General features: G+C 56.2%; 21 protein-coding genes. 8 read left to right on the forward strand and 13 right to left on the reverse strand.

Annotated features, from left to right (window positions below; all coding sequences use genetic code 11):
* Positions 1 to 132 precede the first annotated feature (132 nt).
* From BW956_RS15665 to BW956_RS15685, 5 genes are all read right to left on the reverse strand, one after another.
* Entirely contained in the window at positions 133 to 912 is a 780-nt protein-coding gene (locus BW956_RS15665) for an SDR family oxidoreductase (RefSeq protein WP_076464019.1), read from the reverse strand.
* A 92-nt stretch (positions 913 to 1,004) separates the two neighbouring features.
* On the reverse strand, positions 1,005 to 1,292 hold the full coding sequence (locus BW956_RS15670; RefSeq protein WP_076464022.1) for a DUF1330 domain-containing protein: 288 nt from the start codon (positions 1,290 to 1,292) through the stop codon (positions 1,005 to 1,007).
* A 173-nt stretch (positions 1,293 to 1,465) separates the two neighbouring features.
* Positions 1,466 to 1,960 (reverse strand): NUDIX domain-containing protein, encoded by a 495-nt coding sequence (locus BW956_RS15675; protein ID WP_076464025.1) that lies wholly within the window; start codon positions 1,958 to 1,960, stop codon positions 1,466 to 1,468.
* A gap of 96 nt (positions 1,961 to 2,056) precedes the next feature.
* Positions 2,057 to 2,740 (reverse strand): lytic transglycosylase domain-containing protein, encoded by a 684-nt coding sequence (locus tag BW956_RS15680; protein WP_076464218.1) that lies wholly within the window; start codon positions 2,738 to 2,740, stop codon positions 2,057 to 2,059.
* 151 nt (positions 2,741 to 2,891) lie between these two features.
* Positions 2,892 to 5,051, reverse strand: coding sequence for a PepSY domain-containing protein (locus BW956_RS15685; RefSeq protein ID WP_076464028.1), 2,160 nt, complete (start codon positions 5,049 to 5,051; stop codon positions 2,892 to 2,894).
* 220 nt (positions 5,052 to 5,271) lie between these two features.
* On the opposite strand from BW956_RS15685, the gene BW956_RS15690 reads away from it, so the two are divergent.
* Entirely contained in the window at positions 5,272 to 5,895 is a 624-nt protein-coding gene (locus BW956_RS15690; protein WP_076464030.1) for a TetR family transcriptional regulator, read from the forward strand.
* Positions 5,896 to 5,973: 78 nt separating this feature from the next.
* Here BW956_RS15690 and BW956_RS15695 read toward each other — a convergent pair whose 3' ends face one another.
* The 3 genes from BW956_RS15695 to BW956_RS15705 all read right to left on the reverse strand — a co-directional run bounded on the left by BW956_RS15695 (position 5,974) and on the right by BW956_RS15705 (position 11,352).
* The gene (locus tag BW956_RS15695; protein WP_076464032.1) at positions 5,974 to 9,156 is read right to left on the reverse strand and encodes an efflux RND transporter permease subunit; all 3,183 of its coding nucleotides are present in this window, start codon (positions 9,154 to 9,156) and stop codon (positions 5,974 to 5,976) included.
* Positions 9,153 to 10,298, reverse strand: a complete 1,146-nt coding sequence (locus BW956_RS15700; RefSeq protein WP_010322408.1) for an efflux RND transporter periplasmic adaptor subunit — start codon at positions 10,296 to 10,298, stop codon at positions 9,153 to 9,155. Before BW956_RS15700 ends, BW956_RS15695 begins: the two co-directional genes overlap by 4 nt.
* A gap of 136 nt (positions 10,299 to 10,434) precedes the next feature.
* Positions 10,435 to 11,352, reverse strand: coding sequence for a DUF1853 family protein (locus BW956_RS15705; protein WP_217695140.1), 918 nt, complete (start codon positions 11,350 to 11,352; stop codon positions 10,435 to 10,437).
* A gap of 23 nt (positions 11,353 to 11,375) precedes the next feature.
* Here BW956_RS15705 and BW956_RS15710 point away from each other — a divergent pair, with 23 nt between their 5' ends.
* Positions 11,376 to 12,392, forward strand: a complete 1,017-nt coding sequence (locus BW956_RS15710; protein ID WP_083703108.1) for an AraC family transcriptional regulator — start codon at positions 11,376 to 11,378, stop codon at positions 12,390 to 12,392.
* Between the two features lie 99 nt (positions 12,393 to 12,491).
* A complete protein-coding gene (locus BW956_RS15715; RefSeq protein ID WP_076464035.1) occupies positions 12,492 to 14,573 on the forward strand; it encodes a TonB-dependent siderophore receptor in 2,082 nt (693 codons plus the stop codon).
* Between the two features lie 50 nt (positions 14,574 to 14,623).
* Here the strand turns inward: BW956_RS15715 and BW956_RS15720 are convergent, their stop codons facing one another.
* A complete protein-coding gene (locus tag BW956_RS15720; RefSeq protein WP_076464038.1) occupies positions 14,624 to 15,352 on the reverse strand; it encodes a TrmH family RNA methyltransferase in 729 nt (242 codons plus the stop codon).
* Between the two features lie 373 nt (positions 15,353 to 15,725).
* On the opposite strand from BW956_RS15720, the gene BW956_RS15725 reads away from it, so the two are divergent.
* From BW956_RS15725 to rlmE, 3 genes are all read left to right on the forward strand, one after another.
* Positions 15,726 to 17,102: a GGDEF domain-containing protein gene (locus tag BW956_RS15725; RefSeq protein WP_076464041.1), complete on the forward strand. Its 1,377-nt coding sequence runs from the start codon at positions 15,726 to 15,728 to the stop codon at positions 17,100 to 17,102.
* Entirely contained in the window at positions 17,086 to 18,597 is a 1,512-nt protein-coding gene (locus tag BW956_RS15730) for an ABC transporter substrate-binding protein (RefSeq protein WP_076464043.1), read from the forward strand. The genes BW956_RS15725 and BW956_RS15730 overlap by 17 nt, the downstream gene beginning before the upstream one ends.
* A gap of 78 nt (positions 18,598 to 18,675) precedes the next feature.
* Complete coding sequence (gene rlmE / locus BW956_RS15735; RefSeq protein ID WP_076464046.1) at positions 18,676 to 19,296, forward strand: 23S rRNA (uridine(2552)-2'-O)-methyltransferase RlmE; 621 nt, start codon at positions 18,676 to 18,678, stop codon at positions 19,294 to 19,296.
* A 59-nt stretch (positions 19,297 to 19,355) separates the two neighbouring features.
* On the opposite strand, the gene BW956_RS15740 is transcribed toward rlmE, so the two are convergent.
* On the reverse strand, positions 19,356 to 20,354 hold the full coding sequence (locus BW956_RS15740) for a cytochrome-c peroxidase (protein ID WP_076464049.1): 999 nt from the start codon (positions 20,352 to 20,354) through the stop codon (positions 19,356 to 19,358).
* A 308-nt stretch (positions 20,355 to 20,662) separates the two neighbouring features.
* Here BW956_RS15740 and BW956_RS15745 point away from each other — a divergent pair, with 308 nt between their 5' ends.
* Together BW956_RS15745 and trxA are read left to right on the forward strand one after the other, a co-directional pair.
* Complete coding sequence (locus BW956_RS15745; protein ID WP_076464052.1) at positions 20,663 to 21,253, forward strand: carboxymuconolactone decarboxylase family protein; 591 nt, start codon at positions 20,663 to 20,665, stop codon at positions 21,251 to 21,253.
* Between the two features lie 12 nt (positions 21,254 to 21,265).
* Positions 21,266 to 21,586 (forward strand): thioredoxin, encoded by a 321-nt coding sequence (trxA, locus tag BW956_RS15750; protein WP_076464055.1) that lies wholly within the window; start codon positions 21,266 to 21,268, stop codon positions 21,584 to 21,586.
* Positions 21,587 to 21,624: 38 nt separating this feature from the next.
* Here trxA and BW956_RS15755 read toward each other — a convergent pair whose 3' ends face one another.
* The 3 genes from BW956_RS15755 to trmA form a co-directional block, all read right to left on the reverse strand.
* Positions 21,625 to 22,386, reverse strand: a complete 762-nt coding sequence (locus BW956_RS15755) for a helix-turn-helix transcriptional regulator (RefSeq protein WP_076464058.1) — start codon at positions 22,384 to 22,386, stop codon at positions 21,625 to 21,627.
* A gap of 65 nt (positions 22,387 to 22,451) precedes the next feature.
* Entirely contained in the window at positions 22,452 to 22,895 is a 444-nt protein-coding gene (locus BW956_RS15760) for a DMT family transporter (RefSeq protein ID WP_010322417.1), read from the reverse strand.
* Between the two features lie 26 nt (positions 22,896 to 22,921).
* Entirely contained in the window at positions 22,922 to 24,007 is a 1,086-nt protein-coding gene (trmA, locus tag BW956_RS15765) for a tRNA (uridine(54)-C5)-methyltransferase TrmA (RefSeq protein WP_076464061.1), read from the reverse strand.
* Between the last annotated feature and the right edge of the window lie 139 nt (positions 24,008 to 24,146).

Raw genomic sequence — 24,146 nt, forward strand, 5'->3', positions numbered from 1 at the left:
CCGGCAGCAGCCTTGCATAGCTATACCAGCGGGAGTCAGAAAAGCATCACACGAGTGAAAGCGGGAGCAAGTTCACTGCGCCTCTGCCTGAAGCGCAGTGAAACCGCGATACAGCGACTTGGAGCTGAATCTTTAGAACGTACCCGGGTAGGCACCGCCATCCAGCAGCAGGTTCTGGCCGGTGATGAAGCCAGCCTGGGCACCACAGATAAAGGCACACATGGCACCAAATTCGGCAGGATCACCAAAACGCTTGGCCGGGCTGGCTTCGATCTGCTGCTGGCGTACCTGGTCAGCGGTAACACCCAGTTTTTTGGCATAGGACTCGACCGTTGAGGTCAAACGATCAGTTTCAAATGAGCCCGGCAACAGGTTGTTGATCGTCACGTTTTTAGCAACGGTTTCACGGGACAGGCCCGCGACAAAACCGGTCAGGCCCGTACGTGCACCATTGGACAGCCCCAGAATAGAGATAGGCGCTTTAACCGCTGAAGAAGTGATATTGACGATGCGGCCAAAGCCACGTTCCAGCATGCCATCAACCACCGCCTGCATCAGGAAAATCGGTGTCAGCATGTTGGCATCTACAGCGTCATGCCAGGATTTTTCATCCCAGTCGCGGAAGTCGCCGGGAGGTGGACCACCGGCGTTGGTCACCAGAATATCGGGATCTGGGCAGGCTGCCAGTACTTGGGCACGACCAACCTCCGTTGTGATGTCAGCCGCCACCGCTTGAACGCTGACACCGGTTTGCTCGCTGATTTCCTTAGCCGTAATTTCCAATGCTTCCGGGCTGCGGGCATTGATCACCAGGTCAACGCCCTCTTCAGCCAGCGCCAATGCGCAGGCACGCCCTAGCCCCTTGGATGCGCCACAGACTATCGCCTTACGGCCTTTAATATTGAGATTCATAACCAAACCTTATTGATGCTGCTTGAGCATGAGAAGACCGAGATGCGCGCAACACCCTGCCGACCTCCTCACTCACAGTGTTTTTGTCGTACTTAAAGCCCTTCCACCACAACAACACGGCCGTGACTGCACTCATCGCGAATCGATTTCAGGCTTTGATACAGGTCGCTGTAGTAAAATGCTTCAGCCTTTTCCATGGAGGGAAACTCAAACAACACAATGCGACGCGGTTCCCAGTCACCTTCCAGCACCTTGTGCTCACCACCACGGGCCAGGTATTTACCACCCGCCTCTTCAATCGCAGGCTTCGCCTTCATCATGAATTCCTGGTAGCGCTCAAGGTTGAAAATATCGATATCGAAAATAACGTACGCGGCCATCTTTGTTCCTCTTATTGTGCTGCGAATACCTGCAAGCTCCGGCAGGACTGTCACCACATACTAAGAGAGTCTGAAGGCAGCTATTTGACTTAATACGCAAGCAGGTTGATATCTTGCGATAGTAAGTGGGATCGATAGAGCGCGGCAATAACACTGCTTGCTCAAACCAGCAGCTAGTCCTCAAACCCCGTATCGACAAAACGTCCCTGATAAATATCCTGAGTTTGACCGCCTGTAATGGCTGGAATCAGCGTATTCAAAAACTGGGGAAACAGTTGCAGCTCACCTAGACGGGCAACCGGCATCCACACCACATCCACCTGGTGTTTATCGGGCGCAGGGCCATTTCTCGGCTGGTAGTCATCGGGGAGCGAGCAAAGAAACAGGAATTCAACCACATGACGCCAGGTGACCGGTTCGGTAGCACGCTGCTTGATGAAATCAGTCACGGCCACCAGGTTGCCAACCTCGGCACTGCTACCGATCTCCTCCTGACACTCGCGTTTGAGCGCATCAGCCAGGGATTCACCTGCATCCTGGCCACCACCGGGCAGGGCATAGCGCACACCACCGGTTTCATAGCCATCTTTTTTCAGCAGCAGAACCTGATCATTCTGAATTATCAGTCCCCGCACCGCGTTCCGTTTTTGAGGCTCGATTCCTGTCATGATCCGGCACCTGCTCAACACAACTGTCCGTTCAGATTAGCAGTTTTATTGAGCCCGAAGCCACCAGATATTGGGTAAACCCGTAGTGCCCGATACCTATTCGACGGTTTGGTAGCGGCGGTGCAGAATGGCCACACGCTTCACATAGGCTTGGGTTTCAGCATAAGGCGGTACGCCAGAGTACTCGCCAACAGCGCCGGGGCCGGCGTTATAGGCCGCAGTAGCAAGTCGGGTGTTGCCATCGTAGAGCTTCAGCAGTTTGGCCAGATAACGCACCCCGCCGGAGATATTCTGTTCGGCATCCAGCGGGTTGGTAACGCCCAACTCCCCTGCAGTGCCCGGCATCAGCTGCATCAGGCCCTGTGCCCCTACCCGTGACAAGGCGGCAGGGTTAAAGGCGGATTCGGCATGAATAATCGCCCGGACCAGCGCAGGATCTACCCCGTGGGCATCGGCAAAACGGTTCACGAGGTTGCGATAGGGTTCGAGAAACAGCGGCGTGGTTTCCCAGTTAACGGTTGAATTGACCTGACAGGCATAGCAGTCGAAGCGCACCACTTCGTACTCCACACCGCTGGGCTTCTCATCCGTAAACGATAGTACCCCGTTATCCTTGCGGTATTTGTAATAGGTGCTTACCACGCCCGCTTTTTGCTGGGGGGCAATGTTGGTGTACTCCACACGGCCATCAGGGTGCACGATACGGCGCACCTCAGCCTGAGCCAGTGGCGACGCAAGCAATACACCTGAAAGCAGAAATGTGAAACAGAATCGGGACATTGGAAACATGGCAGCAAATCAAACATAAACCGTTGAATGCTTCATTCTAGTGCTCTGTCACAAGAAATGCTGCCATCTGTAACAGCTTTGTCTATCTGGGTTGATCCTGTTCAACATCAGGGGGCCAATTGCCCCCTGTGAAACCAGCCTGTCAGTCAAACAGGTCGCGGTGCATCACACCGGACTGCTCCCAGCGCTGCAACTCCAGAGCGGCCTCTTCTGCATTCATGCCACGTGCCTGCAGCAATCCATGCAAGAGGTCATCAACGCCCCGCCCCAGGGTAGACGCGCGGCCGCAGATATACAGGGCTGCACCACGGTTTATCCAGTCCATCAGCTGGTCACTGCGCTGCTGCAGACGCTCGGTAATATAGCGTTGCGAACCGCCGTCTCGGGAAAACACCGTATCCAGGTCGGTAATGACATTCTGTTGTGCCAAAGCTTCAATCTGATCCCGGTAGAGGAAATCACCTTCCTGATACCGGTTGCCGAACAGCAACCAGACCGGCCCTTTCCGCCCCGCCGCTGCCCGTGCTTCAAGAAAGCCGATAAAGGGAGCGATACCACAGCCGGTGGCGACCAGGATCAAGGGCTGCTCACTATCCTCGGGCGGGTTGAAGCCGGGGTGTGAGACCAGTTCAAGCTCGCGCGACTCACCTACCGGCCAGTTCAGGCAAAGCTCGCTGCTGCCCAATCCCAGCACCTCTTCTCCCTGCTCATTTTCATAGCGCAGCAGGCCGACCGTTAAGCGAATACGCCCGGGGCTCACATCTGATGAAGAACCCACCGAGTAGGTTCGAGGCTCGGCACCGGGTACTGGCTGAACCTGGACCAGGTCCCCCGGTGCAAAGCGAGTCTGCTCCGGCACTTCCAGTATCAGGCCATAGCTGCTGGGGCTATCGGCATCCAGTGCCTCATCAAGGCGCACACGCTCAACCAGTTTCGCCTGACATGTCTGACGCTGGCGCTCCAGGGTTTGCGACTGAAGGGACCAGCCGTTGTGCTCGGCAAGCCGTTGCATCCAGGCAGACCAGTCATCAGAGGGGTCCCCATCCACTTCATGCAGCGGTATTTGTTCAACAGCACCCGCGTTCATCAGCGCTGTCTGCAGTTGATGGCCACCGGCGCAGAATTGTCTGTAACGACGATCACCCAATGCCAGCAGACTGAAGCTGACATCCTTGAGTTGATCACCTTTAAGTGCCTTAACCCAGCTTTTTGCCATGTCCGGCAACTGTCCCTCACCGGTCGTGGAGCACACCACCAGCACCTGGCGGTAACGCTGCCAGTCTTCCGGCTTGAACGCTGGCAGTGCGCCCTGGTCAACCTGGATCCCGGCCTGCTCAAGCGCACCTGCCGTCGCATTTGCCAGCCCCTGCCCGGTACCGGTCTGGCTGGCAAAGAGCACCAGCACTTCAGCATTTCCGCTGACTTGGCTGGAGCGGGCCAGACGCTGGCGGCGCAGCCAGTTAATCGCGCCGGTCAGGGTAAGCCCCAGCACCAGACTGCCGGCAAGCACGTTAAACAGACCGGAGAACCAGCCTGCCCAAAGACCCTCATGGAGCTGCTTGGGCAAGTTGGATTCAACATCGATGGGGGTGACCTGCCCACCACTGACAACCAATGTCTGGTCCGAGGTTTGAATCAGGACGGAGCCCGCCTTGAAACGGCTGGCACTCTGAATACTCGTAAGATCATAGCGCTCTGACGCCTGCTGAATACCCTGCGCCAAATGCGTCGCGCCAGCCCCGCGTTGCAACCCCAGGTCTGGCCGCCCTACATGCAAGGTCATCAATATTGCCGTCAGCGGCAGCAGCAGCGCCAGCGGGAGAAGCCAGACACCCAGCCACTGGTGCCAACCGATCAGGGACTGGCTGAACTTGGGCCAGCCCAGGAACACACCTGCCACCATAATCGCCAGCATGGCATAGGTGACCCACTCAACCAGCCAGCCGGCATCAACGAGCAGATCCTTGTGGAAGTCCTTCACCCAGGCAAAGAAAGCGCCCGTTGCATCCTCGGCATCCCCCACTCGCTCAAAATCGCTCAAACGGTATTCGCCAATGCCAGGGGCACGCCACTGGCCATCAACATCACTGCGCTCGATAGAGCGGATATTGCCGTCAGAGGATGCGGTTGATACCAGTCGTGTCAGCTGTGAAACATCCACCTCGCCTGGATAGGCAGAGGGTGCCAGATCCTCGACCACCGGCTTGAATGCCAGCACGATGCCGGTCAAGGTAATGAGGATAAACAGAGGGGTGAGGCACAACGCCAGCCAGCGATGCACCTGCAACAGGTAAGCTCTCATGGAACAACCATCCTTAGAATTGATTGGCTTAATTCAGCAGTTGTTCAATTTTAACTTTCCCATGCTTAAACAAGGGTTAATTTAGCGTAAAGATATGTAAATAACCTGGCCGGGAGTGGGCACCATTAAACATACAAACAGAGATGTATAGATGTTTTTCAGGCCCCGATACGGTAAACTTAACCCTATTTCCCGTACACGTATTTGGAGCTTTAACGCGATGGTAAGACGTACCAAAGCTGAAGCTGCGGCCACCCGTGAGGCGCTCATTGATGCCGCAGAAGAGATGTTTCTGGAGCACGGTGTTGCCCGTACTTCTCTGGAACAGGTCGCACGACACGCAGGCATGACTCGGGGTGCGCTTTACTGGCATTTCAAGAACAAGGCCGACCTGGTCAAGGCCATGCTACAGCGTGTCCACCTGCCCTTCCAGGATCTGTTTGACCAGGTTGATACGGTCTGCCCGCAAGCTTCGCCACTGGAAGCCATCCGTGCAGCCTGCATCCATGGCCTTGAACAGCTGGAAACGCCGCAAAAAATCCGCGTGCACACCATTCTCACCTACCGTTGCGAACTCTTCGGCGATATCGACCCGCAGGAAATGGAGCGGGAAATCACTGAAGAAATCTTCGGGGTACTGCAGCACTACTTCAAGATGGCAGAAGCCCAGGGGCAGCTGAAAAACATCTCGGCTGATGTCGCGACCGAAATGCTCTATGCGCTTTTATCCGGTCTTTTCCATACCTGGATTCGCCAGCCGGAAGACTACTCCATCTCGCAGCAGGGTCGCGTATTGCTGGACACCCTGCTGAACATGATGGGCGGCACGGAAAGTCCTGACTGATTCCACATTAAACTACATAAACGAACACAAGAAAGGGCGCCGAGGCGCCCTTTTCAGTATGTAGCTTGTCAGGATAGGTTAGCTGGTAACGTCTCCAACCTTCCCCTGCTCGTCAGACGATGAGCGTTTGCTCTGCAGCCACTCCGAAACCGAAGCGATCATTGCGTAGAACGTCGGTACAAAGCAGCTACCGATAATGGCAACAGACGCCATACCCACGGATACCGCCGTACCGATGTGGTGACTGCTGGTATCACTGGCACCGGTAGCCAAGGCCAGCGGGATGGTACCCAGGATAAACGCCAGCGATGTCATTACGATGGGACGGAATCGCAGTTCCGCCGCTGTAATCGCTGCTTCCTGAATACTTTTACCCAGCTCACGACGTTGCAGCTCGGCAAACTCGACGATCAAGATCGCATTCTTCGCCGCCAGGCCCACAACCACCAGCAAGCCGATCTCCACATACACACTGACATCCAGACTGCGCATCATGATGCCACCCACGGCACCAAAGAAGGCAAACGGCGTTGCTGTCAGTACCGCCAGCGGCAGCGACCAGCTTTCATACTGGGCCGCCAGGATCAGGAACATCATCAGGATACCGAAGCCCACGGCCAGTGCGGCTGTGTTGCCGACGGTGGTTTCCTGATAGGCAGTACCGGTCCAGCCCATACCCCAGTTGTCACCCAAAGTTTCCTGGACCACTTCTTCCATTGCCGCCACGGCCTGACCGGAGCTGTAACCGGTCGCCGGTCCACCCTGGAACTGCGCACCCAGGTAGACACCGAAGCGGGAAACCACTGCGGGTGCCAGCTGACGCTCCAGTGTAACCAGCTCAGACAGGGGCAGACGCTCACCACTAATGCCGCTGCGGACAAAGATGGTGTTGAGGTCGTCCGGCTGCTGACGGTAGGCATCTTCGTTCTGCAGGAATACCTGGAAGTTGCGGTTCTGGTAACTGAAGTAGTTAACGAAACCATTACCCAGAGTGTTGGACAGCGTCGCGTTCAGATCTTCCAGTGCCACGCCGTAGCTCAGCGCCTTCTGGCGATCAATTTCGGCCCGGTAGGACGGTACATTGACGTTGAAGGTAGTGAACACACGGTTCAGCGCCGGATGCTCGTTCGCTGCCTGCATCACTTTCACCGAAGCCTGATACAGCTCTTCAGGTGATGCACCGCCATAGGACTGCAGATAGCCGGTGAAGCCACCGGTGGTAGACAGCCCCATAATCGGCGGCATGTTGAAGGCGATAGCACTGCCGCCCGGCGTCATGGCACCGATCTGCATGATCTGGCCGATCAGCGGATCTACCTTCAGGTCTCGGTCTTCCCAGGGCACCAGGCTCACAAACATAACGCCACGCGCGCTGTTGACGGCACTGGTGAGGATGTCGTAACCGGCCACCGCTGCGACGTGATCAACGCCCGGAATTTCCTGAATCTGCTTGCTGACGTTATCCATGTAGTCGTTGGTACGATCCAGCGACGCCGCATCCGGCAGCTGCACACTGACCAGCACAATGCCCTGGTCGGTTTGCGGCACCAGCGTGGTGGGCGTATTGGCAAACATCCACCAGGAGGCGTAACTGAAACCGGCAGTCAGCACCAGCGCCACCACCCAGCGTCGTACCAGGAAGGTTACGATGCGGGTAAACAGAGCGGTCACCGCACTGAAGCCACGCTCGAACCAGCGCAGGGGGGCATGGAAGGCATGCATGAAGCCGCTTTCCTTCTCACCCGGCTTGTGGTGCTTGATAAACACGGCAGACAGAGCCGGCGTGAAGGTCAGCGCCATCAGGGCCGAGAAACCAACGGAAATGGCTACCGTCAATGCAAACTGCTGGTAGATCTGGCCGGTAAAACCGCCCAGGAAGGCGACCGGAATAAATACCGCCGCCATGATGAACGAGGTGGCAATAACCGGCCCACCCACTTCTTTCATCGCCAGTACCGTGGCCTCGCGCACGCTGATGTTTTCATCTTCCGCCAGCACACGCTCCACGTTCTCCACCACAAGGATGGCATCGTCCACCACTATGCCTATCGAGAGCACCAGTGCGAACAGCGTCAGCAGGTTCAGCGAGAAATCGAACAGGTAGAAACCCGCAAAAGTGGCCACCACCGATACCGGCACCACCGACATGGCGATGATGGTAAAACGCCAGTTCTGCAGGAAGACATACAGGATGACACCCACAATCAGAAAGGCTTCGATGAAGGTTTGGATCACCGTATCCACGGAAGCGGAGATAAACAGTGTGGTGTCGTAAGGCACCACATATTCCAGCCCCGGCGGGAAACGCTGAGACAGCTCTTCTACCTTCGCCTTCACCGCATCAGCCGTTTCCAGCGCGTTGGCACCCGGCTGCTGGTTGATGATAATCGGTGCCATGGTGGCGCTATCAAGGCGTGCTTCTACACCGTAGAAAGACGCACCCAGTTCTACTCGTGCTACATCTTTCAGCAGCAGTGCCGAGCCATCCGCGTTGGTACGCAGATAGATATTACGGAAGTCATCTGCACTGGACAGACGCCCGCCCGCATTGACGGTGTAAGTGTAGGCACGCGGCTCACTCTGCGGGGTGCCTGCCAGGTTACCTGCCGGTACTTCGGTGTTCTGGGCACGGATGGCCGCTGCCACTTCAGTCGGTGTCAGGTCGTACTGTGCCAGTTTCTGCGGGTCCATCCAGACACGCATGGCAAACTCGCCACCACCCAGCACCTCGGCAGCACCCACGCCCGGAATCTGGCGCAGTTCGTCGAGGATATTGAGGGTCGCATAGTTCTGCATGTAGACGTTGTCGTAGTCACCTTCCGGCGAGATCAATGCCAGCAGCAACAGGATGGAATTGGAGCGCTGCTCAACCTTTACGCCCTGTGCCCGCACCGAGTCCGGCAACTGGGACAAGGCCCCCTGCACACGGTTGTTGACGTTTACGGTGTTCATATCACCATCGGTGCCAACGTTGAAGGACACCTCCATCGACATCAAACCGTTATCGGCACTGGTGGAGGTCATGTAGATCATGTCCTCGACACCGTTGATGGCCTCGGCCAGAGGCGCAGCGACTGTTTGCGCCACCGTTTCGGCGTTAGCACCGGGGAAGGTAGCCTCCACCGACACACTGGGCGGTACCACACTCGGGTACTGCTCGATCGGCAACACGCGCAGGCTGACCACCCCGATCACTGTCAGGATGATCGCCAGTACGGTGGCGAAGATCGGCCGTTTTATAAAGAAATTGGCGAAGTTCATGCATCGTCACCCTGGGCAGACGCCGCTTTGATCGGTGTGCCCGGCTTGATACCGGACGGATCACCCACAACCACCTTGTCGCCGGATTCCAGGCCGCTCACAACAATCTGCATTTCACCGGCAATTTCACCCAGTTCAATGGTGCGGGCACGGGCCTTGTTCTCATCATCAACCACGAACACCTGAGGCCCCATCAGGCCCTGGGTAACCGCAATCTCCGGCACCGCCAGCACGTTGTAGCGCTTGAGACCTTCGATGCTGACACGCACGAACTGACCGGGCAGCACCTTGGCACCCGGGTTGGCAAAGCTTGCAGACGCCTGAACCGTACTGGTTTTCTGATCAACACGAACACCCAGGAAGTCCAGCGTGCCCTGCAGCTCGGTATCTGCCTGACCACTGCCACCGGCCACGCTCAGGCTGGCATGAATCTGGTTGAGATCATCCAGTTCCAGCTGGCTGCGCAGTTCCAACGCATCCTTGAGCGGCATCTGGAAACGGACTTCCAGAGGGTCCAGCGGGGTGATGGTGACCAGCTCAGTACCGGCGTTAACCAGGTTACCCAGATTGATCTGACTCAGACCGATACGACCGGAGACCGGCGCAGTCACACGGGTATAGCCCAGATCGATATTGGCGCTGGCCAAGGCGGCTTCAGCCTGAGCCACACGTGCTCGCGCAACCTGCTGTTCAGCCAGGGCCTGATCGTATTGCTGGCGGCTGACCGAGCTGCGCGCCAGCAGGGATTTGTAACGCTCGGCATCACGGCCCGCACGTGCCAGTTCAGCCTTGGCACTTTGCAGATCGGCTTCGTGCTGCTTCACCATCGCCTCGTACTGCTCGGGCTCGATGGTGTAGAGCAGCTGGCCTTCGCTGACCTGGTCACCCTGCTCAAACTGACGGGTCTGCAAGGTGCCATTTACACGTGCCACCAGTGTGACTTCATGTTCACTGGTCAGCAGTGATGAATAGGCTTTATTCAGCGCAATATCCTGGCGCTGGATGGTCGCTACTTCAGTCGTTACCGGCGGCATACTCTGTGCACCGGCCTCGGCCTGCTTCTGTTCTTCGCTACAGGCGCTCAGCAACAGCGTTGCGCCGGCCAGCAGGAGGACTCGCCACCTGGAAACGGATGTCATCATTACGTGGATCCCGAGAGTTGGTAGATAAAGTCAAATTTTACATTCATACATGTATGAATGTAAACAAAAGAGACTTGCTTCCTACCACTTTAGTCAACACCCAATGACAGCACCAAGACAGCGCCCGGAATGGCGCTCAGGATCTTACAGCAGCTCCGGGCCAAACATCGGGGACTAAAAAGCAACGCTCGCGTTCCTGCCACCCCAGCTCAGTCTGTTCCAGACGCGCCAAAAGACAGGGCCAGGCCTGCTCTGTGCACTCACGGACTCTGGCCTCTACGGCACTTGGCTCGGGACAGTCTGACTGCCAATAAGGTCCCAGCCAGTCGGGCTTGTGCAGCGGCACCCAGACCCCACCTGCCACCGAAAAAGTGCTTAACCGGCGCCAGTGGCCGGTATGAAGATCTGCATCGACCTGCTCAGGCAGCGGCAAGGCATTCCCCTCAGGCTGGAACAGGTAACCGGGCATGAACACTTTCGGTGTTACCGGCTCATCCAGCCCCAATTGCTGCAACAACTGCTGCCCTTCCGGACGCAGCGCCATGTTTGATTGATGGGTCAGCAGCCGATCTGTCTTGATGTCGAGCCGATCCCGGCTGTTCGGCCCATACCAGAGCGACGCCTCCCCTGACTGACCGGGATACCCAAGGTAGAACTTCACCGCGATTTCATGATGCTCAAGGCCTCCGGTGTGCTGGTTGCGCACAAGAAAATCCAGCTCACCCAATGTTTGACCACCCTTGATGATCTGTTGATTCTGAGCCTCGATAATCCACCCCAGCAGGTCTTCGATCAGAACCTGGTAGAGAATTTCAAAATAGGCCCCCAAGCGTCGCGGAGCCGGTGTTTGTAGGCGTTTGGGGGCCTGATCGGGCTGCTGCTCCCACGCCAGTAAAGTCTGGTGCCAACCACTGGGCAGCCAGTCTTGGGGCATGAAACTTTGTTCTCCCACATAAAGCTGGGGTGCCTGACAGAGCCAGGCCAAATGACGCAGGCGAGGCGTTCGCAGCTCAGTCAGTATGTTCTGATTGTCAGCTGACATTATGGCTGTCATTACCGCACTCCCTTAAAAAGATAATGTTTATCATTTACAATATTTCACTTTTAAGTGCTATCGCCCTTACCTGGAGTCTGGACGTGAACCCGGCTGCTACACCTGCTGATACATCTTTTACCGCCAGTGACTTTCATGCACTGGGCCGTAAATACGATATTCGATACTGCTTTCCAGAAGCGGGTCACAGTGCCTCGCGCCCGGTATTGCGAGGCCGTGTGCGCGAACAGTCCCTGGCCTCGGGTTTTCAGCTTACCCTCTCAGATGTTCAGGTGTTGAGCCCCTATGAATCACGTTCTGCCGGAGCCTCGGATCTGTTCATCTGCTCGGTACTCGAAGGGCAGCTCGATTTCAGTGTCGGTCACCAATCCTTTGCCCTGCAACCGGGCATGGCGCTGAGCCTGTGCTTAAAACAGGCTCAGCCGGTCACTGTATATCACCGCGCCGAACAACATCTGCGCACGCTCACGCTGGCCTGCCCCCAGCGGCTCCCGGATAACTCCCCCCTCAGCCAGCTGCTTGAACAGCTAACCGCATCCGATACGCCTCAACTCTGGCGGCTTTCACCTGCGCTACATCAGCAGTTGAATGAGCAACCCTCGCGCTCCTCGCTCGATACTGCCGACAGACTTGTTCTGGAAGGTTTGGCCTTACAACTCTTGGGGCAGCACGGGCAACAGCAGGCGCAACAACCGCTGACAGTGAACAAAAAGCTGTCACCGGCCGAGTCTTCCCGACTCCATGCACTACATGCGCAAATCATTGCGGCACCCGAAGCACCTTATGAACTGGCAACCCTGGCGCAACAGACCGCCATGAGTGGCAGTAGTATGCGCAGCAAGTTCCGCGACCTGTTCGGGGAGCCACTGTTCGACTTTATCCGCCGCCAGCGTTTAACCAAGGCACACGCCCTGCTCGCCAGTGGTCATGCCATTGAGCACACCGCCTATATTTGCGGCTATCGTCACGCCTCCAACTTTACAACTGCGTTCAAGCGGCAGTTCGGATACTCGCCCGGTAGCCTTCTGCGCCAAACCTGAACAGTTCTCATAACCATTTTGTCATATTGCATAACTGCGCATAACCATTAAATGGAATCATTCTCATTTTCAGTCAACGCAAATTGAGTAGAGACTAGAATGTTCAGATACAGCAAGCTGTCCGCAGCCATCACGCTGGCCACCGCAGGTGCAGCCTTCAGCGGCCTTTCATACGCCGCGGAGACAGATACCACCGAGCAGGACACCCTGGTCATCACCGCCACAGAGGGTGCCACCAAACTGGAAACCCCTTTGGTCGAAACGCCTCAGGCGGTGTCTGTTATCAGCCGAGATGAGTTTGAACGCCGTGGTGCACAGAGCGTGCAGCGTGCCGCCAACTATACGCCGGGCATTTTCACCAACCAGGTCGGCGCATCCAACCGCTATGACTACCTGGTGCTGCGCGGCTTCTCCGATGGCAGCATTGGCAACACTTACCTGGATGGCCTCAAGCTGATGGGGGATACCAACTCCTACACTGCCACGGTGATCGATCCCTGGTTCCTGGACAGCATTGAAGTCGTACGCGGTCCGGCTTCTGTTCTCTACGGCCGCGCCTCCCCCGGTGGCCTGGTTGCACTGAAGAGCCGCAAGCCGGAGTTCACCTCCGGTGGCGAAGTACGCCTCAGTGCCGGTAATAACGCCCATCGCAGCCTGGCATTCGATCTCACCGGCCCGGTCAGTGAAAACGATGAACTGGCGTTCCGTCTGGGCGGCATTGTCAGTGCACAGGACACCCAGTTTGGCCCCGTGGAAGAGGAGCGTCGAGCCCTCAACGCCGCACTGACATGGCGGATGTCGGATGCTACCACGCTGGATGTCATGGCCTACCTGCATGATGAGCCCGAGGGCGGTTACCATTCCGGCCTTCCCTATGAAGGTACGGTCGTGGATTACAACGGTCGCCGCATCAGCAACAATTTCTTTGAAGGCGAAGACGATTACGACAAGTTCGACCGTTCCCAGCAGCTGTTTGGCTATGCCCTTGAGCACCATTTCAATGACCGCTGGACCTTCCGCCAGAAAGCACGCCACCTGAGCTCTGAGGTAGAAAACCAGCAGGTATACGCCTACGGCTGGGCCAACGAAAATGAACTCACCCGCTACTACTCCGGCGGTGAAGAAGACCTGTCAGCCTGGACCATCGATAACCAGTTGGAAGGCTTCCTCGCCCACGGCAACACCGAGCACCGTCTGCTGGTGGGGCTGGACTACCAGTACCGTAATAATGAAGTGAGCTGGCCGTCCGGCGCCTTCTCCAACATTAACCCCTTCGATCCGGTCTATGGCACAGAGCCCACTTCGATGTGGCCCGCCACCGAGGAAGAGCACCGCCTGAAACAGACCGGCTTCTACCTGCAGGATCAGATCACTCAGGGCAAGTGGCGCTTTGCAGTGGGCGGTCGTTATGACCAGGTGGAAATTCGCAACAAGGGCCTGAGCACCGGCACCACCAGCGAGCTGGATGAAGGTCAGTTCAGTGGCCGCCTGGCAGCGCTTTACCTGATGGATAACGGACTGGCGCCCTATGCCAGCTACTCAACCGGTTTCACTCCGACCAGCTTTGTCGATGCCAACGGGGATCTGCTGCAACCGATGGAAGGTGAACAGTATGAGGTGGGTCTGAAATACGAACCGGTCGGCAGCAACAGCAGCTATAACGCAGCTCTGTTCCATATTACCCAGAGCAACATTGCCACCAAGGAGCAGCCCACCGACCCTTACCGCGCCATTGGCGAGATTGAGTCACAGGGCCTGGAGCTTGAAGCGCGTACACAGCTGACACCGGCGGTAGCACTGAATGCCAGCTACAGCTACACCGATGCCAAATACAGCAAGAGCGACGACGGCAATCAGGGCAATGACGTAATCTACTCGCCCAAACATCAGGCCAATCTCTGGCTGGATTATCGCCTCAACGCACTGACCTCATCTCTGGGCGTGCGTCATTACCGGAATATTCAGGCTGACCGTGCCAATACGCATACCCTGCCAAGCTACACGCTGGTGGATATGGCATTGCATTATGAACTGGGCCGCATGGGCTCGGGTGATGCCTATGTTCAGCTGAACGTAAACAACCTGCTGGACAAGGAATACGTGGCGTCCTGTAACTCACTGGAGTTCTGCTATTTCGGTGGCGAGCGCAGTATCAAGGCGAGCTTCGGCTACCGCTTCTGATCCCCCTTCACCCCTTCAACACCGCAGTGGCCGCACGGCCACTGCCTTTCTCAGCTCTGACGCTGACGTTCGTAAACGCTCAGGCTAACCGCCGTACCCAAGTTCAGTGATTCAATCAGACCGGCCCCCGGAATGGTGAACGCCTTGGCACCCAGGCGATCCAGCTGGTCACGAGGCACCCCACGCGCTTCATTTCCGAACAGATAACAATCACATGCTTTGAAAGCTTTGGAATGCAGCGGCTCGCCCTGCATATCCAGGCAGCCGATGTGCTCATATCGATCCGCCAGGCTATCCAGACTTACATCCAGCTCCATCGGGACATGAAAAATCGCCCCCATACTGGCACGGATCACCTTGGGGTTGAACGGATCAACACTGCCGGGGCTGAGTAAGCAACGATAGCCGCCAAACCAGGCCAGCGTTCGCAGGATAGTACCCAAGTTGCCCGGGTCCTGAATCTCATGGAAGTAGAGCGCGACTTCCTGTTGTGTCGACTTTGGCTGGATGGCAGACATGGGCACGACCGCAACAATGCCCTGAGGGCTTTTGGTCGCACTGATGGCTGACATCTGCTTGCTGTTAACCGGATGAACATTGAGACTGGTTTCCCAATCGGCATACTGCTCTGTCAGATACAACTCAGCCGCTGCAAGACTTGGCTGTTGCTCGGCAGCCTTTTGTAGCTCAAGTACCAGGTGCTCCCCTTCAACCAGGCAGTACCCGGTTTCAGTGCGAAATTTTTTCTGCTGCAGCTTTTTGATCAGATCCAGTTTCATCCAGCTCACCCGTTACAAGAAAAGGCACCGAAAGGTCCGGAGCCAGGCAAACGGCGCAGTATAGTGACTCATGCCACTAAAGTCAGTGTACGATGACCGTTGACATGTTTAAGGCCTGCCTCTAATTTAGGTAGCGACCATTTAGTAGTAAAGCAGCGACGCTGTTTTCGACTCGCCAGGTCTGCCCCCACCAGACCCAAGCGATCTGACCGCGTCAGACACCCGTTTTAACTCTGCCTGCTGTTTTGTGGCTCTTTCGCTGCTTGTTCTGGCCGCTGTGGCCCAACGCAAATACAGACGAAACTGTACCGATGATGAAAGCAGCTCCCGTGCTACATACAGGCACTCAACAGAAAGCCTCCGCGGACGGACCATGATCCATCGCAAGAGGGGGTTTGGTCTCACCGCCAAAACACTGGGCATCACTTTGATGATCCTGGCGTTGATTATTGGCGCCACCCTGACCATGAGCCGCTCCTTCGAGCAACTGCAGGATCAGACCCAAACGCTGGCGACCAGCGAAATGGAGAACCTGATGATCTCCGTTCGACTGGTACAACAGTCCGAATCCCTAGGCAGCCTGGGAGCACGCCTGGCATCTGCCGACACCCACAGCGTTCGCCGCCGCGCCCTGATTGAACTCACCGATCGCCTTAACTGGGTTTCCCGGCTGACTCAGCAGCTGGCCAACCTGAGCCTCAACACCGAACTCATCAACCAGATGAAGACCACTCAGGACCATCTCAATAGCAACATTGATGAGCTCAATGCGCTGGTCTCGGAGCATATTGATGGCAGCACAACAGTTGGCCTGCTGCGTCAGATCTCGGCCCTGTCGCACAACAACCAGGAACTGGCTGGACAGTTATCCATTCTGGCGGGATATTTTTCTGCCACCATGCGCCAACAGATAGCCAACCAAAGCGAGCGCCTGGCCGGCGATATTCAAAGCCAGCAGCAGAACCTGCTGGCCGTTTGCGTACTGGTACTGATTTTCACTCTGCTGGCCGGCCTGTATTTTGAGCTGAGGGTGGTGCGCCGCATTCTGAGTCTGCAGCGTCTGGTCAGCTCTCCTGTTGTGAACGTGGACAAATTCGATGCCCGTGGCGGGGATGAGATCGCCAGCCTTGCCAGTACAGTTCGTTCTTACGTGCAGCGCATTCAGTCACACGAAGCGCAGATGCAGCAGGCACACCAGGAAATGACCTATCTTGCCGAGCACGATGCCTTAACCGGACTGGCCAACCGTCGCCACTTCCAGGCCGCCGCCCGACGCCTGCTGCGCCAGTGCACCCAGTCGCTCTGTGTTGCCATTGGCGATATTGACCACTTCAAGCAGGTCAACGATCGCTACGGCCATGCTGAAGGCGACCAGGTGCTCGTTAATCTGTCAAAACACCTGTCCGAGGGGCTCAGGGAATCGGATGTTCTCGCCCGCTTCGGTGGCGAAGAATTCGCCATCATCCTGCCCATCAGCTCGTTGGAAGATGGTCAGGCCGTTCTCGACAAATTGCGCCTTCAGATCAGCTCGCAACACCTGACACCGGATACCCACACCGACCTGACCATGAGTTTCGGGATCGCCTTGATCGACAACAGCCAAATGACCTGTGACGCAAGCGATCAGCAGATTGAAACACTACTCGACGCTGCTCTGGTAGCGGCCGACCAGGCGCTTTACACCGCCAAACGCAAGGGGCGCAACCAAGTGGTTGCAGCAGCGGAGACCGTGTATGCAAAAGCCATATAAAAGCTTCAAATTATCACTGAGCAGATCGCTTAAACACCTTCTGGTGTGTGCTTTCCTCCTGTTTTCACTGCCTCTGCAGGCCAATGAACAGGTTCGACTCGGTATCCAACTGGAGCCCCCATCACTGGACCCGACCCGTACTGCAGCCGCATCGGCAGGCGAAATCACCTGGTGCAATATCTTTGAAGGGCTCACAGTCGTAAATGGTGAGGGGCTGCTCAAGCCACGGCTGGCGAAGGAGTGGAGCCTGTCGGAGGATGGGCTGACCTACACCTTCAAACTGCACAAAGGCGTCATGTTTCACGACGGCACCGATTTTAACGCTCAGGTTGCCGCGTTTTCGCTGCAGCGTATTCTCAATGCGGAAAATCAGAACCCGCAACGCAAATGGTTTGAGCAGGTTGCCAGTATTACCGCGGAAGATGATTACACGCTCATTATTCACCTGTACCGCCCGGATTCCATGCTGCCCTTTGCCCTGTCTCTGCCGGCAGCTGTGATGGTCCACCCCGAATCAGCAGCCAACAACGGCGAACGCCCGGTCGGCACCGGTCCCTACCTGCTGGACCACTGGGACAAGGGCAACGCGGTTACCCTGGAGCGCAACCCCGACTACTGGGGCAAACAGCCGGTCCTGGACAGCGCCAGCTTCATCTTCATGAAGACGTCAGTCGGCACCGAAAATGCGCTGGCCGAAGGGCTGGTGGACGGGCTGCTGAGTGTTACCCGGGTGGGCAATCGCTTCGTGATTCGCCCCGACTACCGCATGAATGCCCGTAAACTGCAGAGCAAGATGATTCTGGCCATCAACAATGCCAAGCCGCCCTTCAATGACCTGCAGGTGCGTCGTGCCCTCTCCCATGCAATCGACCGCAAACGCGTGAGTCAGCTTTATGGAGCCCAGTTTCAACCCGACTTGATCGGCAGCCACTTTCCACCCTCTCACCCTGCCTATGTCGATCTGGTTGACCGCTATCCCTACAACCCTGAAAAAGCACGGATCCTGTTGGCCGAAGGCGGTGTATCAGAGGGCAAACCGGTCAGGCTCACCATCCCGCCCACGGATTACGGGCGCTATGGCGGCCTTATAATTGCCGAGGACCTGGAGAGAGTCGGGTTCAAGGTAGAGCTTGAACAGGTCGACTGGCCGACCTGGCTGGACAAGGTTTTTACTCAAAAAGATTACGAGCTCACCCTGATCATGCATGTTGAGCCCATGGACCTGAATATCTACGCCCGCGACAACTACTACTTCAACTACGACAATCAGGACTTCAAACAGATCTGGGAGCAGGTGCTGAACGCACGCAACAACGATGATCTGAACCGCCTGCTTGGCGATGCCCAGCGCAAAATCACGGAAGATGCCGTAAACGTTTTCCTGTTCATGCGGCCTGAGCAAAACCTGATGGACAAACGCCTGGCCGGTATCTGGAACAAGACACCCATTCCCTCCTTCGTACTGGAAGATGTGCACTGGACGAAAGCCCGGTAAGCCGCGCACCCGGTGGCAGGCTGGCGCCCTGCCACGTACAATACGCGATTCAGTCACAATGATGGTTTGCGAAACACTATGGCCCGTTCCAAAAGCAGCGCCCGATGGCTCAAAGAGCATGTCAACGACCCCTTCGTTAAACAGGCCCAGAAGGATGGCTACCGCTCCCGCGCCAGCTACAAACTCCTGGCTCTGAACGAGAAGGACAAGCTGATCAAACCCGGCATGCTGGTGATCGACCTGGGTTCCGCACCTGGCGGCTGGTCACAAATTGCATCCGAGCTGGTGGGCGAGAAAGGCAAGGTCATTGCGTCGGATATCCTGCCCATGGATGCACTGCCCGATGTGGACTTCATCCAGGGTGACTTCACCGAAGAAAGCGTATTTGACGAGATCATGGGCGTGATCGCCGACCGGCCGGTGGACGTGGTGATTTCCGATATGGCCCCCAACCTGAGCGGCGTAGCCTCTGCCGACCAGGCCGGCTCCATCTACCTCATCGAACTGGCGCTGGATATGGCCCAGCAGGTGCTGAAACCCAAGGGCAGTTTCGTCGCCAAGGCGTTCCAGGGCGAGGGCTATGAAGAGTTCGTCAAGGAAGTGCGCAACCATTTTGACAGCGTCGTGATTCGCAAACCCGAAGCCTCACGGGCACGCTCGCGCGAAGTCTACGTGGTCGGTCGCGGCTTCAAAGGTTAATCAGCCTCCTCCCGCATCAAACCGGCGCCGCTTGCGCGGGGCCGGTAGCTGCAATTAACTCAATCAAAAGGCTGCGGCCTGGGTGTCGCATCCACTGAAGGCGGCAGAATCGGCATCAGGAACTGAGGCTGATCACCGGTGAGGGTTTTCAGGAAGGCCACAATCTTGGCATTTTCGTCATCCGAGAACTTGCGGCCCAGCTGCAGGCGGCCCATGATATCGGTCGCTTCGGTGAGTGTTTCTGCCTCGCCGTCATGGAAGTACGGATAGGTCATCTCAACGTTACGCAGTGTGGGCACTTTGAAGGTGAAACGGTCCGCATCCTTGCCGGTCACAGCCGCACGCCCTTCCACTTCGTTATTGGTCTGATACGGCTCCACCAGGCCCATTTTCTGGAAAGAGTTGCCCCCTACCGCCTCACCATTATGGCAGGCCACACAGCCACTGCTCTTGAACAGCTCATAGCCTTCCTGCTCGTACTGACTGATCGCATTGGCATCACCCAGCAGCCACTGGTCGAAGCGGGAATTCGGTGTCACCAGCGTTTTTTCAAACTCGGCAATGGCATCGGTGATACGGTCAATGCTGACCTCTTCGCCGCCAAACACCAGCGTAAATTCACGCACATACCCCGGAATAGAAGCGATCACATCCACGGCCAGTGTATGTGAAGACGCCATCTCACCAGGGTTGGCAATAGGCCCACCCGCCTGCTCTTTAAGGTCAGCCGCGCGACCATCCCAGAACTGCGCCACGTTCAGGCTTGAGTTCAACACCGTGGGCGAGTTGATAGGCCCCTGCTGCCATTTGTCACCTATGGAGGTTTTCAGGTTATCCGTACCGCCCATGCTCAGGTTGTGGCAGGAGTTGCAGGAAATAAAACCGGACTTGGACAGGCGCGGATCGAAATAGAGCTTTTTACCCAGTTCGGCCAGCGCCAGGTTGATCTCCTTGACCGGCTGAATCGGTTGAATAGGCTCTTCTGCTTGAACGTTGATGGAAAAGGTTGCGGCGGTTGCGCTCAAAAGCGCGACTGGCAGGTGATGCTTGATACGCATAACGGTGCTCTCCCCTTTGCACTGTATTGGCATCGAACGACTCCCGACTGGAGCCGAAAGAACGGGACGACATTCATGGATAAAACTCCCGAATCCGTCGTCCTTGAGCCAGTGTAGGCAACCCTGAGCCCGGGTCTGTAGACATGGATCAACGATTCATCCAGCTGCATAAACGGTGGCGCATACCCCACCGCAATTTCGCTGTCTGCCTTGTATGTATGATCTGTACCTATCTGTAGGGACAGACAGCTTCAGCCTCCGTTTTTAGTATGCATAGCCATAAACAAGAACAACAAACGGAGATCACAATGGCCCATCTGAGACCGCTGGAAAACCATGAAGTCGACCAGGAACTGCGTGAGATGTTTACGCACTACGAAAACACGCGAGGCTTCTGCCCCAACAGTGTAAAAACCATGGCACGTCGCCCCAATATCTCGAAGACGTTCGGCAAACTGAATCAGGTGATCCTGTATGAAGGCACGGTACCCGAAGAGCTGAAGATGCTGGTCGCACTGGCCTCCAGTCTGGCGTCCGGTTGCCACTATTGCCAATCTCACATGACCAACCTGTCGAGTATCTATAAGGCATCCGACGAAAAAATTGCTGCCATCTGGGAGTTCGAAACCAGCGACCTGTTCAGTGCTGCCGAACGTGCCGCCATCAAGGTTGGGCTGAAAGCCGGCACCTTGCCCAATGATGTTACCTCTGAAGATTTTGATGAGCTGAAACAGCATTTTGACGAGGGGCAAATCGTGGAAATTGTGGCCACCATCGCGCTGTTTGGTTACCTCAACCGCTGGAACGACACGATGGCAACACAGCTTGAAGCCGTGCCGGCACAGGTCACCGAACGTGCGGTTGGGCACACCAGCTGGGAAGTGGGCAAGCACGATTAAAGGAGTCCCTTGATGGCTACTTATCCGGTTACAGACACTGATTTTGAGACCACTTTGGCAACGGCTGAGCGCCCAGTTCTACTGGATGTATGGGCGCCCTGGTGCGGGCCCTGCAAAATGGTTGGCCCTGCTATCGAGCGCCTGGCAGACAGACAACCTGAGCGCTTTCAGGTGGCGATGGCCAATATGGAAACATTTGAACAGACGGCCTCCAATCTGGAGATCAGAAGCACACCGACACTGGTGTTATTCAAGGACGGTGAAGAGATAGCACGTCGCACGGGAGCATTGATGGAAAGCCAGATAGCCAATTGGCTGGATCAATATATTTAACGCGAGAGAGCCCGGTTGATCTGTGCAGCCGGGCGGCCTTATACAACCGTGAGGCAAAGCCCAAAAAGCTCATTCTGACTGGAGATATTCAAGCGGCTGTAAGCACGTTTGCGGTAAGTCAGTACACTCTGCAGCTTGACGCCAAGGTCCAACGCTATGCCATCAGAACTCATCCCCAGTAACACACGGGCACACATTTCTTTTTCACGCTGACTTAATGAAGCATCGACTTTATTCAGGCGCATGATCAGCATGTCGATCTGCGCATCTCGCGTCATAAAGCTGGATAAGGCCCCCGCCAGCCGCGCATGCTTCACCACCAGACTAGCCAGCAAGGGAGCCATCGCATCAAAGGTCTCAATGCTCTCATCAGGGAACGGCGTTTGATTGCGAAACAGGTTAAGGCAGTACAGCCCTTTGTCAGCACGAACCAAAATCGAAAACCGGTCCACAATGCCCATCTTGTCATACCAGAGGCGGCGGTAGCCCTGGTCGCTGATATCCTGCTGACGTAACCGGCGCGAGATGACCTGACCGTCATGGTCGAAAGCCTGCAGAAACTCTTTATTCGGATCCAATCGATAGTAGATCGTCAGATAGAGCTGCTGCATTTCAGGCGTGATGTTGAGGGTTTCGTCATTGGCAGACAGGATGTACGTCACCCTGTCCTGATCTTCCAGATGAACGACCGACAGGTGATTCACTTCGCAGAGATCACCCAGTACCTGCAGCAGACTATCCGAGAAATGAGGGCCGCCCAGGTCGAGGACCAACCGAGCAATCGCATCAGGATCAAGCAACGCAAACGCTCCTTGTTCTCTGCCCTTCGCGCATGAGTCGCCTGCACAAGGTGAAATTCGCCACCTTAATACATCCGGATCAGCACAACGCCCGCGATCAGAAAGAGTACGCCAAGAATGCGGCCCCAGTTGATGTCATGCTGCGGGAAAGTGGCCCAGCCGAAGTGATCGAGTACCACCGACATGATCAATTGCCCCGCCACCAGCAGTGCCATCATGGTGGTCGCGCCAATGCGTGGTGCCAGAATAGCGCCAGTGAAGACAAACAGTGCGCCCATAAAGCCACCGGTCCAGGCCCACCAGGGGGCCTGACGCAGGTCGGCCAGTACAGGCCAGTCCTGACGCATGGCGATGGCCAGGCACAATAAGGCGATGGACCCGACCACGAAGGACACCAGAGACGCCCACAGCGCGCCATTACTGTGAATAGCCAGCGTACTGTTTACTCCGGCCTGCATAGGCATGATCATGCCCACAACAAACGCCAGCGACAGCCAGAAATAGAGCATCCTGCTTCCCTTCATGGTCAGTGGTTTCAGCGACGGGTCAGATAAACCCCGCACTCCAGGTGATGGGTGTAGGGGAACTGGTCAAAGATCGCGAACCGTTCCAGTTTATGTGTTTTGCTGATCTGCTTAAGATTGTCCTGCAGCGTATCCGGATTACAGGAAATGTACAGGATATGCTCGTATTCGCAGATCTGCTCAACCGTGTGCTCATCCAGGCCACAGCGCGGCGGATCGACCAGTACCGTGGTGAAGTTGCACTCTTCCAGCGCCAGCCCTTTCACCTTGCGGCTGGTTTTCTCACCTTTCAGGATCAGTGACAGATCTTCCGACGGCATGCGCAGCACATCGATATTATCGATGCCGTTTTCCTGAATGTTCCATTCGGCTGAGCGCACCGATACCTTAGAGATCTCGGTCGCCACCGCACGGCGGAAGTTCTGCGCCAGCGGCAGCGTAAAGTTACCATTACCACAATAGAATTCGACCAGATCACCACCGGCATGCGATGAGGCATCGATAGCCCACTCGATCATCTTTTCGCACACATGGCCATTAGGCTGGGTAAAGCCGTTTTCGGTCTGCTGGTAGCGGTAGGTCTTTCCTTTGATGTTCAGTTCTTCCACGACAAAATCACGGTCCAGCAGGATTTTCTGCTTACGGGCGCGGCCGATGATGTCGATGTTGAACTGTTCGCGCAGCGGCTTCACGCGCTCCACCCACTCGTCATCCAGCTGACGGTGATACAGCAGGCTCACCAGCAGCTCGCCGGACAGGGTGCTGAGGAAGTCCACCTGGAACAGTTTGAAGCGCAGCACGGGATCAGGGCGGATCACATCCAGCAGCTTGAACATCACATCATGGATGCGCTCGGACACCATGGGGCAGCTGTCGAGGCGGACAGGCGTGCGCTTGTCGCCATCGAACATTACATAGTACAGGTCATCTCCATCATGCCAGGTGCGAAACTCCGCACGCAGGCGATAATGCTCGGGCTGCGAGGTAAACACCTCCACCTCGGGCAGATCGAATTCGGCAAACTGTGCCTCGATGCGAGCCTGTTTCTCGGCCAGCAGGGCGTCATACTGTTCAGGCTCCACACGGGGAAGGGGCATCGGCGACCTCTACACTTGATGTCATCTAACGGGAATGGGATTCAGGGCGGCGAATTCTAGCATAGCCACCGGCAGCCTTCATTCGGGGATCAATCACGCGTAGAATGATCCCCTTTATTTTTCGTTCTTAACCGACTCA

It is taken from the genome of Marinobacterium stanieri (genome assembly GCF_900155945.1).
Taxonomy (GTDB): Bacteria; Pseudomonadota; Gammaproteobacteria; order Pseudomonadales; family Balneatricaceae; genus Marinobacterium; species Marinobacterium stanieri.

Excerpts from the sequence above, each read along its gene's own strand:
- BW956_RS15725 (WP_076464041.1), top strand. The coding sequence starts at position 15,726 with ATGATCCATCGCAAGAGGGGGTTTGGTCTCACCGCCAAAACACTGGGC.
- BW956_RS15670 (WP_076464022.1), bottom strand. The coding sequence starts at position 1,292 with ATGGCCGCGTACGTTATTTTCGATATCGATATTTTCAACCTTGAGCGC.
- BW956_RS15695 (WP_076464032.1), bottom strand. The coding sequence starts at position 9,156 with ATGAACTTCGCCAATTTCTTTATAAAACGGCCGATCTTCGCCACCGTA.
- BW956_RS15685 (WP_076464028.1), bottom strand. The coding sequence starts at position 5,051 with ATGAGAGCTTACCTGTTGCAGGTGCATCGCTGGCTGGCGTTGTGCCTC.
- BW956_RS15720 (WP_076464038.1), bottom strand. The coding sequence starts at position 15,352 with ATGAAACTGGATCTGATCAAAAAGCTGCAGCAGAAAAAATTTCGCACT.
- trxA (WP_076464055.1), top strand. The coding sequence starts at position 21,266 with ATGGCTACTTATCCGGTTACAGACACTGATTTTGAGACCACTTTGGCA.
- BW956_RS15715 (WP_076464035.1), top strand. The coding sequence starts at position 12,492 with ATGTTCAGATACAGCAAGCTGTCCGCAGCCATCACGCTGGCCACCGCA.
- BW956_RS15700 (WP_010322408.1), bottom strand. The coding sequence starts at position 10,298 with ATGATGACATCCGTTTCCAGGTGGCGAGTCCTCCTGCTGGCCGGCGCA.
- BW956_RS15675 (WP_076464025.1), bottom strand. The coding sequence starts at position 1,960 with ATGACAGGAATCGAGCCTCAAAAACGGAACGCGGTGCGGGGACTGATA.
- BW956_RS15740 (WP_076464049.1), bottom strand. The coding sequence starts at position 20,354 with ATGCGTATCAAGCATCACCTGCCAGTCGCGCTTTTGAGCGCAACCGCC.
- BW956_RS15665 (WP_076464019.1), bottom strand. The coding sequence starts at position 912 with ATGAATCTCAATATTAAAGGCCGTAAGGCGATAGTCTGTGGCGCATCC.
- BW956_RS15760 (WP_010322417.1), bottom strand. The coding sequence starts at position 22,895 with ATGCTCTATTTCTGGCTGTCGCTGGCGTTTGTTGTGGGCATGATCATG.
- BW956_RS15680 (WP_076464218.1), bottom strand. The coding sequence starts at position 2,740 with ATGTCCCGATTCTGTTTCACATTTCTGCTTTCAGGTGTATTGCTTGCG.
- trmA (WP_076464061.1), bottom strand. The coding sequence starts at position 24,007 with ATGCCCCTTCCCCGTGTGGAGCCTGAACAGTATGACGCCCTGCTGGCC.
- BW956_RS15730 (WP_076464043.1), top strand. The coding sequence starts at position 17,086 with ATGCAAAAGCCATATAAAAGCTTCAAATTATCACTGAGCAGATCGCTT.
- BW956_RS15710 (WP_083703108.1), top strand. The coding sequence starts at position 11,376 with ATGTTTATCATTTACAATATTTCACTTTTAAGTGCTATCGCCCTTACC.
- BW956_RS15745 (WP_076464052.1), top strand. The coding sequence starts at position 20,663 with ATGGCCCATCTGAGACCGCTGGAAAACCATGAAGTCGACCAGGAACTG.
- BW956_RS15690 (WP_076464030.1), top strand. The coding sequence starts at position 5,272 with ATGGTAAGACGTACCAAAGCTGAAGCTGCGGCCACCCGTGAGGCGCTC.
- rlmE (WP_076464046.1), top strand. The coding sequence starts at position 18,676 with ATGGCCCGTTCCAAAAGCAGCGCCCGATGGCTCAAAGAGCATGTCAAC.
- BW956_RS15705 (WP_217695140.1), bottom strand. The coding sequence starts at position 11,352 with ATGACAGCCATAATGTCAGCTGACAATCAGAACATACTGACTGAGCTG.